The sequence below is a fragment of the Rhizomicrobium sp. genome (assembly GCA_037200045.1).
Lineage (GTDB): Bacteria > Pseudomonadota > Alphaproteobacteria > Micropepsales > Micropepsaceae > Rhizomicrobium.
On sequence record JBBCHM010000001.1, the window covers coordinates 1575645 to 1588408 of the forward strand.

Below are 12764 nucleotides of genomic sequence, written 5' to 3' on the forward strand. Positions count from 1 at the left end.
CGCGATGACAGCCAATCCTTTCTTCGAGCCCTGGACCGCGCCGTTCGAGGCGCCCCCTTTCGACCGCATCGCGCCGGAGCATTTCCGGCCCGCCTATGAACGCGCGCTGGCCGAACACGCGGCCGAGATCGCGGCGATCGCCGGCGATCCGGCGCCGCCCAGCTTCGCCAACACGATCGAGGCGCTGGAGAATTCCGGGCACTTGCTGCGGAAAGTGGAAGCGGTGTTCGGAAACCTGGCGGCCTCGCACACCAGCGACGCGCTCCAGGAAATCGAGCGCGACATGGCGCCGGTGCTCGCCAAGCACTGGAACGAGGTCTATCTGAACACCGCCCTGTTCTCGCGCATCGATGCCTTGCAGGCCCAGCGCGAGACGCTCGGCCTGGATGCGCAGGCCTTGCGGGTGCTGGAACGCTATCACCTCGATTTCGTGCGCGCCGGCGCGAAACTCAAGGATAAGGACAAGGAACGTCTGGCAGCGATCGTCGAGACGCTGGCGACGCTCGGCACCGATTTCGGCCAAAACGTGCTCGCCGACGAGCAGGCCTGCATCCTGCCCTTGCGGGAAGCCGACATGGCCGGCGTGCCGGATTTCGCGCGCGAGGCGGCGGCGGAAACCGCGAACGAGCGAGGCCTCGACGCGCCCTATGCGCTGACGACATCACGGTCGAGCGTCGAGCCATTTCTGACCTTCGCCGACAATCGCGACCTGCGCGAAAAGATCTTCACGGCTTGGGTGTCACGCGGCGGCAATGCCAACGCGCACAACAACACCAAGATCATTCGCGAGATGGTCGACCTGCGGGCCGAGCGCGCGAAGCTGCTCGGCTATGCGACCTTCGCCGACTACAAGCTCGCCGACACGATGGCGAAGACGCCGCAAACGGCGCGCCATCTGCTCGAACAAGTGTGGGCGCCGGCGCGGCGCCGCGCGCTGGAAGAGCGCGATGCCCTGCAAGCCGTGATCGCGCGGGAAGGCGGGAATTTCGCGCTGGCCGCCTGGGACTGGCGCTATTACGCCGAGAAGCTGCGCAAGGAGCGCTACGACCTCGACGAGGCGGAGCTGATGCCCTATTTCCAGCTCGACAAGATGATCGCGGCGGCGTTCCACACTGCGCATCGCCTGTTCGGCCTCGACTTCACCGAGCGCAAGGACATTCCCATCTATCATCCCGACGTGCGGGTGTGGGAGGTGACGCGCGGCGGCGCGCATGTCGGACTGTTCTACGGCGATTATTTCGCGCGTTCCTCGAAGCGCGGCGGCGCCTGGATGAGCTCGTTCCGCGACCAGGAGAACATGGGCAAGCTCATCACGCCGCTGATCGTCAACAATTGCAACTTTCCCAAATCCGAGCCGGCGCTGCTGTCGTTCGACGAGGCCAAGACACTGTTCCACGAATTCGGCCACGCGCTGCACGGCCTTCTGAGCCAGGTGCGCTATCCGCGCCTTGCCGGCACCAATGTCGCGCAGGATTTCGTCGAGCTGCCGTCGCAGATCTTCGAGCATTGGCTGGAGGTGCCCGAAACGCTGGAGCGATTCGCGGTGCATGCCGAAACGGGCGAGCCGATCCCCAAGACGCTGCTGCAAAAGCTGACCGCCGCGCGGAACTTCAACAAGGGCTTCGCGACGGTGGAATTCCTTGCCTCGGCCTTTGTCGATCTGGACTATCACGCGCTCGACAATCCGCGCGATCTCGACGTCGCCGCGTTCCAGGCCAAGGCACTGGCGGAGATCGGCATGCCGAAGGAGATTGTGATGCGGCACGCCAGCCCGCATTTCCTCCACATCTTCAGCGGTGACGGCTATTCCGCCGGCTATTATTCGTACATGTGGTCGGAGGTCCTGGACGCGGACGGCTTCGAGGCGTTCGAAGAGGCGAAAGACGCGTTCGATCCGGCAACGGCGAAGCGGCTGCACGATTACATCTATTCCGCCGGCGGCACGCGCGACTTCGCGGCGGCCTATCGGCTGTTCCGCGGCCGCGATCCCAAGATTAACGCGCTGCTCGAAGGACGAGGATTGGCGGCATGAGACGCACTGTGTTCGTTCTGGCCACGCTGCTGTGCGCCACCGTTGCATCCGCCGCGCCGGCGCCCAAGGTCGCGCTTGCGAGCATCGCCGATCTTCCGGTCGTCGAGCGCAATCCCTATGACGAGGCGGCGGACGCCGACAAGGACGTCGCGGCCGCCTTCGCGCGGGCGCGGGCGAACCACAAGCGGGTGTTCATCGATCTCGGTGGAAACTGGTGCGGCGATTGCGTCGTGCTGGCGAACATCATGCAGCTCCCCGAGGTCAAACCCTTCATCGCGGCGCATTACGAGGTCGTGAGCGTGGATGTCGGGCGTGAAAACAAGAACCTTCAGATTCCGGCGCGCTTCGGCGTCGACCTGAAGGGTGGCGTTCCGACCGTGCTGATCGTCGAGCCCGACGGCAAGACGCTGGTCGACGCCGGCCATATCGCGGCGCTCGAGGATGCGCGGCACATGACGCCGCAAGGGATCGCCGACTGGCTGGCGCAGTGGGCGAAGTGAGTCTGATACACTTCAGTTCTCCCGCCAGCCATGTCGCGCTCTTGGAGATCGACAATCCGCCGATGAACGCGCTGGGCCGCGAACCGCGCGCGGAACTGCTGGCCCGGCTGGAAGAAATCGACGCCGACAAGAGCTTTCGCGCCGTGGTGCTCACGGGCCGCGGGCGGGCATTCTGCAGCGGCGACGATCTGAAGGAACAGGCGGAAGCGAACAAGGCCGGAAGCGGCGCGCATTTCGGCGAGTTCGGCCGCGTGCTCGAACGCATCGAGACCTTCCGCCTGCCGGTGGTCGGGGCCGTGAACGGCCATTGCCTGGGCGGCGGTCTGGAGCTTGCCAGCGTCTGCGATATCCGCATCGCATCGACCGCGGCGCGCTTTGTCTGCTCGGGCGTCAATGTCGGACTGATGGCCTCGGCCTATCGCCTGCCGCGGCTGATCGGCGTGGCGCGCGCCAAGCATATGCTGCTGACCGGCCTGCCCCACGATGCGGCGACGGCGGAGGCATTCGGCCTCGTCACCGCCGTCCATGCGCCGGACGCGCTGCTGGAGGAGGCGATCAAGCTCGCGCAGCGTACCGCCAGCCGCGCGCCGCTGTCGGTGGAAGCGGTCAAGCGGAACGCGTCGCTCGCGCCGAACCTGTCGCCGGAAGAAGCGGCCGAGGCGAACGCCAGGGAACTGGCGGTGCTCAGCCGCAGCACCGACCACCGCGAAGCGCTTGCCGCCTTTGCGGAAAAGCGCGAGCCGAATTTCAGGCGCGAATAAGTCCGTCGAGATAGAACAGCATCGCCGGATGCTTGGATGAGGCCATCAGCATGTCGGCGAAACGGCCGGTGATGTTGGGCCGAACCACGTCGCGCTCGAAGGAGGGCGGCATGGCGATCGCGCCGGGCTTGGCGCCGGAGACGACGAAATGGTTGGTCCAGAAATGCACGAGGCGTTCGAAGAACGGCCGATCAGTCGCCACCGCGACGTCGTAGCGCGCTTTCACGGCGACGGCGTAGCGCGGCAGGAAGGCCCTCACATATTCCCGCTCGATGCTGAAGCTACCGTCGTCTGCAGTCCCGCTGCCCGCCCTGGCTCCGCCGCCGGCCATCGCAGCGCCGGGCTCGCCCTGCGGTTTTAGATGGTAGGGATCCATACCATGGGCCTTCGCCTCGGCCGCGATCTGGCGGATCCATTTGAAGAAGGCGCTCATGTCGTCGACGGTCGACGGCAGCGACGCGAGCGGCCCGGGCAGATCCCGTTCCGGGGTCAGCTGGGCCAGCAGCCAGCCCCTGGGATCGCCCGACACCGCCGCGACCTCGCCCGGCCGAGCGCCGAGGCCGAAGCGGTTGGCGGCAATAACGCTCTCAATGGACATGGAAATTGCTCTCCCGGACGCTGGATTTAACGCCAGCCGGATGGGTCTCCGTTGCTCGCCCCGGCAGCGAAGCCGTTCCTGCGGCGGGCCCCGCCGGGAACCCGCTGCTAGCCCCCAATTTTGGAATGCGGCTTGAATCGGGACTGGGCTTAAGCCATAACCGCCCCCCAACTTGGATTGCGGGCGTAGCTCAGGGGTAGAGCATAACCTTGCCAAGGTTAGGGTCGGGCGTTCGATTCGCCTCGCCCGCTCCAGGTTTTTCGAGGGCTAAGACACTCATATCTAGAAGGCACAAGGGCTCGCCTACGCCAGCCTCATTTATCGACCGGACAAAACCCACCCGTCTCGCGGGCCATTGCACGGTGTTGGTCGGACGCGTTCCCAAATCGCGTAGCCGGGCAAGGGTAGGGGCGCTTGGATAAACCAACTCGGTTCTGAACGCCTCTAGCGGGGAGGCCATATTCGGCCTTCACACGGGCGACGTAGCAAGGCTCTAGTACTCGCCTCGGATTTTGCGCGCTTATTAGGTGATTTGTTCGTAGGTCGTGATGGCGCTCTGCGTTCGCATCGAGCCATTCAATTTCACCATGCACAGGCCGGTTCAATATTTGTAGATAAGCGCGCATCACCAGTTCGCAAAGAAAGGCCAACCCTTTCTGTGGGATAATCTGTGTTCCTGACGAAGCGAGCGGCGCGGGCGGCGGAAATCAAGAATTCGCTTCCAGCAGCAACGCTGGCGAAGTTCCCCGCGCGCAGGCAACCGTCCATCGATTAACTACTAGTTTTGGTCTTGATTGCAGGTCCGTGGAGAATTTTATACTTACAAATTCGCGCTTTACGGTTTTTCTTCCACTTCTTCTTGTTGCGGTGCACAAAATTTGCTTACACTGTTTGGGCGGTGAGGGCACAGTTTCCGACTGCGTTTCAAATCGGATTTTGGTTTGAATTGTGAACTGGGGAGCGAGTTGCGTTGATGTCCGCTGCAATTTTGGTGTGGGGCCAATGAACGTCAGTGGCAATACTTTCCCCGGGGACGCGAGGCCCATCGGTATACCTCAGACTTGGCGGGCCGACGTTCCGGCGGATCAAGCTGCGTCGCCGTTCGCCCTGGCGATCGACGCGGCGGTCATTGTCGGGCTTAGCATCGTCACCGGGGCTTTGTTTCACCTGGCGACGCGGGGAGTCCTCGGTGACATACCAGCGTTCACGGCGACCGGCATCATCGTAGCTGTTCTGTTCGGCGGCATGGCACGGCTGCAGGCCACCCGCGACAGGCGCGCCAGCACGACACGCCTAGGGCGTGCTCGCATGGCGGCGCTTGCATGGTGTACGACATTCCTCTTCCTTCTGACTCTGGCCTTCTCGATGAAGATCAGTTCGGAATTCTCGCGCGGGACGATATTCTTCTTCTTCTTGACCGGTTTCGCTGGGAGTATCGCTTCACGCGTGCTCGCGCCGCGGTTGTTGGCGCGCTGGATGACGACGAATGCCTATCGCGGCCTGGAGGTCCTCATCGTTGCGCCGCATCGGTCGGGGAGCGCAGCTGCCCTGTTCGCCGAACTCGCGCAGCGCGGCTGCACGAATGTCCGCGCCATTGAATTTGACGATGCCTGTACAGGCGCACCTTGGGCTGGCGAGCGTCGGCGCCTGTTGCTGAAGGTGTTCGAGATCGCACGTTCGGCAGCACCAGGTGAGATCTATGTCGTCGCGGGCCGCCTGCCCTTCGACGCCGCGGCCAGCTTGATGTCGGGGCTGCGTCTCTTGCCGCGGGCGGTGTACTTTGTGCCGGACGAGCAAATCTCGACCCTGCTACAGAATTCGGTAAATGGCCTCGGCAGCATCGTGACGCTGGAGATGCAGAAGTCGCCGCTTACAAGGATAGAACGCGGCATCAAGCGAGCAATGGATGTGACGATTGCCGGGACCGTACTGTTGTTCACATCTCCACTTCTGGCCGCCGCTGCTGTCGCGATCAAGCTCGACTCGTCTGGTCCCTTGATCTTCCGCCAAACCCGCCTTGGATTTCGCGGGCAGCCGTTTCAAATCCTCAAATTTCGCAGCATGACAGTGCAGGAAGACGGCGCCATGATCACGCAGGCGTCGCGCAACGACCAGCGGATCACCCGCGTCGGAAAGTGGCTGCGCAAGTCCAGCGTCGACGAACTTCCGCAGCTTTGGAACGTGCTGAAGGGCGAGATGTCTATCGTGGGACCGAGGCCGCACGCTGCGGCACATGACGCGTATTTCGCGAAGCTCATAGAGAACTACGAGGTGCGCCAACATGTGAAGCCAGGTCTTACCGGCTGGGCCCAGGTCAACGGCCTGCGCGGTGAAACGCCGATCCTGGATTTGATGTATCGCCGAATCGAAGCAGACCTGTGGTATGCGAGCAACTGCAGCTTGGGCCTGGATCTTCAAATCCTGATTAAGACGATCGGCGCGGTGTTCGGACAGAAGAACGCGTATTAGCACCCGAACGATGATTGTAGGACCACCACTTGCAAGGCATCACTACAACGTGCGGCTGTGCGGGCGGAAGGTCGCCCGCTAGCCGGCGTTAGGTTGGCCCCGCGATCATTCCCCCTGAAGTCACGCAAGCGCTGCCTACGAGCTGTAATGGTTCGCGTGGTTTGGCCGGATGCGAGAGCCGGGGTTGCCGGCGCCAGCACAGCTCGTGCGGGGGAAACAAAATGCAGAGTTCGATCGAAAAGCCTTTGTTCATATCGTTGCACTGGACAGGCATCGGCGAGTACATGGATTTTGGTGATCGGTCCGCCCCGCAAGCGACCCATTCAACGGGATCGCGTCGCTTTTTCGACCGTTGGCGGACAGATGATCCACCCGGATAGATGAGGAATCGATAATTTGCAGCTTGTCATCATAAGCCTTTGAAGCTGTTTGCAGGATGCGACCCTAACCGCCAGCCTTGCGCCAGCGGTTGAAGCGGTCCACACACGTCGTGTGCGGGCCGTAGCGCTCCGGGATGTCCGCCCAGGGCACAACCGCTGGAATATACTGTTCAGCACCCGCAGGCAGTCCTCCCGCGCAACCCCGTGCACTTTATTCGGTAGCAAAGGTACAATCACAGACTATCCGAAATCCGTCAGATCAAACCGTGCCATCCAAACCTCCAGCGTTGGAAATTTGAAACACTGTTCGCTACAAAACGGAATCACCTTCATGGGTATGTGACTTAGAGCCGATCCGGAAAGAAGTTGAGTCGGGTGAATCGGTTGTGATTCCGTTGTGGGTGCTGATTCGCAACAGGAGCACCCGATGTGGAAGCCGGAGCACCGGCTGTCGGCGAGACGCAATGGTCTTCGCTATTCCAGCGACATGACGGATGAGGAATGGTCACTTGCGGCGCCGTTGATACCCCCGGCCAAGCGCGGCGGGCGCAAGCGCACGACGGATGTGCGTGAAGTCTTGAACGCCATTTTCTATGTGCTTTGGACGGGCTGCCAATGGCAGGCGCTGCCGAAGGATTTTCCGCCCAAGAGCACGGTTCACGACTATCTCGAACTGTGGAACTGGGACGGGACGTTGGAGCGCATCCATCACGCGCTCTATGTGGCAGTGCGCGAGAGCCAAGGCCGCGAGGCCAGCCCCACCGCCGCCATCATCGACAGCCAGAGCGCCAAGGGAGCGCTCAAAGGGGGGCTCTGCTCGATCCTTCAGGCTACGACGCGGGCAAGAAGGTCAAGGGCCGCAAGAGGCACATCCTCGTCGATACGCTCGGCCTGTTGCTGAGCGTCGCCGTCCACAGCGCCGACATCCAGGATCGCGACGGCGCAGCGCTGGTCCTCGACAAGCGGACGCGGCGATCGTTTCCCTTCATCGAACGTATCTTCGCCGACGGCGGTTACAACGCCAAAAAGACCGCCGATGCCGTCGCCGCCACCGGAACCTGGGTCATCGAGATCGTCAAGCGCAGCGATGCCCACCGCTTCGTGGTCATGCCAAAACGCTGGATCGTCGAACGCACCCTGGCCTGGATCAGCCGCAACCGACGCCTGGCGCGCGACTTCGAGCGCTACGCCACAACCGTCGCGGCCTTCATCCGCCTCGCCATGATCCGCATCATGCTCAAGCGACTTGCCGCAAATCCCTCAAAATGATTCAGTTCTTTCCGGATCGGCTCTTAGAAATCGGCAATCTGCAGTGGACGGATGCGCAGGGCCGATTGGCCTCGTAGCCTTAATTGCCACCCGACAGAGACTGCGCTCATGCGTCTGCGGGTTTAGTGCCTTCGTAAGGAGTGCGAGGCCCAACAAATGCGTTTTTCAAGCGCTGTCGAATGACGCCTGTTTGGCGCTCGAAAAGCAGCCAAGCCACCATTCCGGCCGCGACGGCGATGGCGCAAAATACTAAGAACGCGGCCAGCCGGTATAGATCGCCGTGTCCCTGTAGTGGTTGCCAGCCGAAACCCATCGTCGCAACGGCACGAACCGTGTCAATCACCGGCGCGTGAAATAGATAAAGTGAATAGGAAATTGCGGCGCCGGCTGAAAACAGACTAGCCAAACGATAATGAACCACTACGCCCCGGTTGGCCAGTATACGCGCGACCGAAAGTGAGATAGCGACAACAATCGCGACAACACCGTCCTGCCAAACCTGTTTGTCCCGCGCCCAAAGACAATAGCCCACATAGGCCAGCGTGACAAAGGTATATCCAAGGCAGCGTCTCTTGAAACTGGCCTTCTCATCGTATGCGACTAGTGCACCTAGGGCCCATATCGCGGAGTAGCCAAGAATCGCCAGCGACGGCTCCGTAATGACGTATAGGGTTAGTATGACGAAGCCGATCCATCCCCCAATCTGGAGCTGCCTTACGCTCGCTTTGACCGCGACGGCCAGCGCGGCAAACCAAACATAATAGAAGACCTCGTAGTCGAGGCTCCAGAAAGGCCCGTTGCAGGCATGGCCGGCCCAGATTCCCTTATGAACAAAAAACGTGGTTCCGACGATGTCGATCCAACTCACTTGGCAGTCGACGCCGCTGACTGAAAAAGCATGGCCGTAGAAATAAATCTGGCCGACGGCAAGCGAGAATGCCAGTAGGCTGGCCGGAATCGAAACAGTGTAGATGCGTGAGGCGCGGTCGACAGCATAGGAGCGCACAAACCGAGCATCGAGGGTCTTCGTGTTTATCAACTTTCCGCCGACAAGGAAGCCGCTAACCACGAAGAAAACAATGACTGCGGAATGACCGTAGCTGCCAAGCAATGACACCAACCTAGTGGGCGCCGAGGTATGCATCTGACTGTTTTTCAATTGCCCAAAGACCTGCAGCCGGCAGTGGGCGAAGACCACCAGAAAGGCAGCAAAAAATCTGAGAAAATCAATATATCCGATCAAGAACGGAACGCCCGTCCGAATGTTGCGGTGCGCGTCCCGCGCTCTTCCGAATGTCCACGCAAACATCTACCTACCGCCTGTCTTGATTATAGAATACCGATTAGACGGTATATGTGGCAGGATATTTTGCGTTAGCCAATCTCTACTCGGCCGGTCATTTTGCGGCGCGCTGGCGTCAACGAAGCCAGTACAGGTAGCGGACAGAATACTCGAACCGATCCTTGCGCCATTTTCATACTTTTGAGCATAGCAACTTAGCCAACCACCACGTACAATTCCAGTGCTGTCGCTCCGCTTTTTTGCAAGTCATGCACGCCTATACTGTTACTACTAACGCTGAAGGAGAGCGCATTGTTGTCATGTTTGGTTTGAACCGAAGACGCGCGCGGACCGATGACGCATTCGCCGCAGACCGCGCCAGAAGGAATTCCTCGAAGTTTACTTGAACAAGTATCGCTGAGCCTGACTGCAATGGAGCGGAGACAATCGGCCGACCAAGGTAACCAGACGAGCGAACCGTGAAAGCGCGCGAAAGACGATCAATAGCGATGACGCACTCGATTTTTGTGGCGGCCTTGACGCGCCGATCCATCCTCCTGGGTGCCGGCGCTGTGCTGGGCTCGAACTACGCTCTTGGCCGGTCGGCGATACTCGTGTCGGATGGTGGCATGTCGGCAGGGCGCCCGCCCGGACTGACCATGCCATTTGTAAAATCCCTGTTCGACGCCGATGTTGATCTAACCCCGGGCCTTCCCTTGAGGATCGCCGGTTCAACCGACGCAAACGGCCCATCGCAGGGCTATTTTCGCTATGCGCGAGATGAGGCCGCCGTTCGGGCGCGCATGGCCACGACGTTCCGCGATGATCAGGGCCGCGTATTCGCGCATATGGAGCCAAGATACCGAACTGTCGAGGGCCTGGACCGGCTTGAAGGAACATCACGGGATGCCATTCCCGTTTTGCAGTCTGCGATCGATGATGCTGCGGCTGACGCTACGCCCGATAGCCCCGTGGTCATCTCAATTCCCGAGGGAACATTTTTTCTCGACATGACAAACCGCAATGACGGGATATATCTGAGGCATAGCAACGTCTGGCTCACAGGCGCCGGAATGAAAAGCACGATCTTCAAAATCCCCGAAGGTTGCAAAAGGCAGCGGATATTTTTTGTTGGAGATCCGAACTACGACGCAGCCCAAAACCGTGTGGTTCCACAAAACATCCGGATTCAGGACTTCACCCTGGATCTGAACAACACAACCGCGTTTGTTTCCGGTATCGCGTTTCGAAGGCCCATTGATGGCGTAGTCGTCGAACGCATTCGGGGCGTGCAAAGTCCGATCGCCGCAGGCGTCCCATCCAATCACGATAAGGACTCGTGGTTGTGCAATTTCGAGTGTTATGAGCAAGATATCAACCGCAACATCGTGCTCGTTGACGTTGAATCCTATGACCAAATGCAGCTCCATGCCGGAGGCGGTCGTGGCATAAAAAACTTCTATAATATCCGTCCTCGGTGCTTCGCGGGTCGGGCAAACGGCATGACCATCACGAATGTCGGACTCGAAGGCCGGTTCGAGAATATCAATTTCATCGAACCGCATACGGAGCATCATAGTACACGAGCGATATGGATCGGGCCTGACGATGCGCCGAAGCGCGTGCACGATCTTTCGAATATTTCACAGCCCTGCTATATGCGCGGTCTTAAAATCCTGCGCCCGACCATCGGTCCGGCCGAAGGCAGTTACAAATATGCATCGGGAATTATGTTACGTCCGTTCCCCGGCGGAATTTCGGACGTAGAAATTGTAGCGCCGGACATCGACGCCCCGAACGCGGATTTGGCGCTGACCACCGCATCCTTCGATTATCATTGGCAGGAACAAGTCCATGGTGGCAACCTGCCGCAATTTCTGCCTTCCGATATCGACCTGTCAGATGGGACCGTCGCGCTCGGTCGTCACGGGCTCTTTACCGGCGCAGCGGTGATATTGCGGCCGGCAACCCAGGGCGGACGCCTGCCCAAGCCGCTAGTGCCCGGCAAACCCTACTTCGTTAGAGTAGTGGATTCGGGCAGACTTCGCTTTTATGCCGATATGGACGGCGATCTCACGCTGCTCAACCCCATCGCCCTGACAGATCGCGGGGAAGGCGCCGGGCTTGTCGCCCTGCGACCCCAGATCAGCAATCTGGAATGTCGCGGACTGCGCCACAACGTACCAGGCGGCGTCAGGCTCCAGTCGCTGCGCGACAGTCGCTTCGATGATTGCGATTTTGCGCGCTTGGATCTTGCCGAAGTGCACGGCCTGATGATCACGAATTCGCGCGCGGAGAGCATCAATATCGCCGACGACATCGATGTTGTCTTTCACAATCAGACCATCAGGACAACGGCGGCGGCAAGCTATCGTGACGCGCTTGTTCGCATCCAGCCGACACGACCGACGAGGATCGATGTTCGCTTCGCGCAATGCCTTTTCGAGGTGGCTCCGCTCACGCCCACGACGCCAGTGCCGCGCTACGCGGTGTCATGTTCGGGCGGAGAGGCGACAACAGTCAGAATTACATGCTGCCGGACGGAAGGCTTTTCGAACAATCCCTGGAACTTCGCCGGAAATGCAAGCGTTACGCTTCTAAAATGCGAAAGCTCGCCGCGGCGGTGACCCGACCAAGCGGCGGTGGATCGGGCTTTGCATCGGGATACGTTCAAGTGAAGGCGAGAGAGCCCGGCGGGACCTTCGGCAATATTCGGAATTCAGGCGAGCTCGAAGGTATGGGAGCGTTTGGAAACAAGTGCTTCCACTTAGCGGGTTCGCGACTTGCAACGGCAAGAACATAGACCGAGCTCCGTCGATTGGAATTCCATGTCAGATGGATGGTTTCCATGTCATTTTCGTCGAACATTTTAATGACGGCTTGCGGCGAAAACCGCCAATAGTCGCCATAATCTGAATGCAGCGGCTGAAGCCATGGAACTACAACAACAACCATGTCGCTTGAAAGCGAGCATAAATTTTTGAAAGCCGTTCGAAAATCGTATATGTGCTCAAGGGTCGTATGATTGAAGACAACGTCAAATCTGCGATCTAGATTTCGAGGCACGTCTTCTAGATCAAGAAAAAACTCGTTTTGCGCGCCCTGCAGCTGACCCTGAGACGTTCCAAAATTGGTCAGAAAATACTCCGTAGATTTAGAGAAATAATCTCGATAGTAACCACCCTCTTTATCCTTGTCCTCCCAGGCACTCACATTCACGATAGTTCCAGGGAGTTGGTGGCTAAATTTTCGCAGTTCGGCATTGGACCAATTGCGCGCCGCAGAGAACGCTGAATAGTTATAGGATCTTCGCAGACGAAGGACCTCTCCTAGCTTTTTGAACTGCATGGTTTCCTCCGATGTTTGAGGTATGGAGATATATAGGCGTCGATGCGATCGGCTCAGAACTGCTCGTTCCAAAACAGTTGGCGAAAGCGAACGACTTGTTCGAGGAAGAGGCTCATGTAGCCTTG

General features: G+C 59.6%; 9 protein-coding genes and 1 tRNA gene. 7 read left to right on the forward strand and 3 right to left on the reverse strand.

Annotated elements, in window-relative coordinates; translation table 11 throughout:
- Positions 1-4 precede the first annotated feature (4 nt).
- From WDM86_07335 to WDM86_07345, 3 genes are read left to right on the forward strand one after another with little or no spacing between them, the layout of a single operon-like run.
- Entirely contained in the window at positions 5-2032 is a 2028-nt protein-coding gene (locus WDM86_07335) for a M3 family metallopeptidase (GenBank protein MEI9989836.1), read from the forward strand.
- The gene (locus WDM86_07340; GenBank protein ID MEI9989837.1) at positions 2029-2532 is read left to right on the forward strand and encodes a thioredoxin family protein; all 504 of its coding nucleotides are present in this window, start codon (positions 2029-2031) and stop codon (positions 2530-2532) included. The genes WDM86_07335 and WDM86_07340 overlap by 4 nt, the downstream gene beginning before the upstream one ends.
- Positions 2529-3293 carry an enoyl-CoA hydratase/isomerase family protein gene (locus WDM86_07345; protein ID MEI9989838.1) on the forward strand — a complete coding sequence of 255 codons (765 nt, stop codon included), beginning with the start codon at positions 2529-2531 and terminating at the stop codon, positions 3291-3293. The genes WDM86_07340 and WDM86_07345 overlap by 4 nt, the downstream gene beginning before the upstream one ends.
- Here WDM86_07345 and WDM86_07350 read toward each other — a convergent pair.
- The gene (locus tag WDM86_07350) at positions 3280-3891 is read right to left on the reverse strand and encodes a DUF1800 family protein (GenBank protein MEI9989839.1); all 612 of its coding nucleotides are present in this window, start codon (positions 3889-3891) and stop codon (positions 3280-3282) included. The genes WDM86_07345 and WDM86_07350 overlap by 14 nt on opposite strands.
- 179 nt (positions 3892-4070) lie before the next feature.
- On the opposite strand from WDM86_07350, the gene WDM86_07355 reads away from it, so the two are divergent.
- From WDM86_07355 to WDM86_07365, 3 genes are all read left to right on the forward strand, one after another.
- Positions 4071-4145: transfer RNA gene (locus WDM86_07355), tRNA-Gly, on the forward strand.
- Positions 4146-4893: 748 nt separating this feature from the next.
- Positions 4894-6360, forward strand: coding sequence for an exopolysaccharide biosynthesis polyprenyl glycosylphosphotransferase (locus WDM86_07360; protein ID MEI9989840.1), 1467 nt, complete (start codon positions 4894-4896; stop codon positions 6358-6360).
- A gap of 807 nt (positions 6361-7167) precedes the next feature.
- Positions 7168-8009 (forward strand): IS5 family transposase gene (locus WDM86_07365; protein MEI9989841.1). Its coding sequence is split into 2 segments (ribosomal slippage): positions 7168-7555 and positions 7555-8009, totalling 843 coding nucleotides; the frame shifts between segments, so codons are not numbered across the junction.
- Positions 8010-8115: 106 nt separating this feature from the next.
- Here WDM86_07365 and WDM86_07370 read toward each other — a convergent pair.
- Entirely contained in the window at positions 8116-9252 is a 1137-nt protein-coding gene (locus tag WDM86_07370; protein ID MEI9989842.1) for an acyltransferase, read from the reverse strand.
- Between the two features lie 518 nt (positions 9253-9770).
- On the opposite strand from WDM86_07370, the gene WDM86_07375 reads away from it, so the two are divergent.
- A complete protein-coding gene (locus WDM86_07375) occupies positions 9771-11918 on the forward strand; it encodes a hypothetical protein (GenBank protein MEI9989843.1) in 2148 nt (715 codons plus the stop codon).
- A 43-nt stretch (positions 11919-11961) separates the two neighbouring features.
- Here WDM86_07375 and WDM86_07380 read toward each other — a convergent pair whose 3' ends face one another.
- Positions 11962-12639, reverse strand: a complete 678-nt coding sequence (locus tag WDM86_07380) for a hypothetical protein (GenBank protein MEI9989844.1) — start codon at positions 12637-12639, stop codon at positions 11962-11964.
- Between the last annotated feature and the right edge of the window lie 125 nt (positions 12640-12764).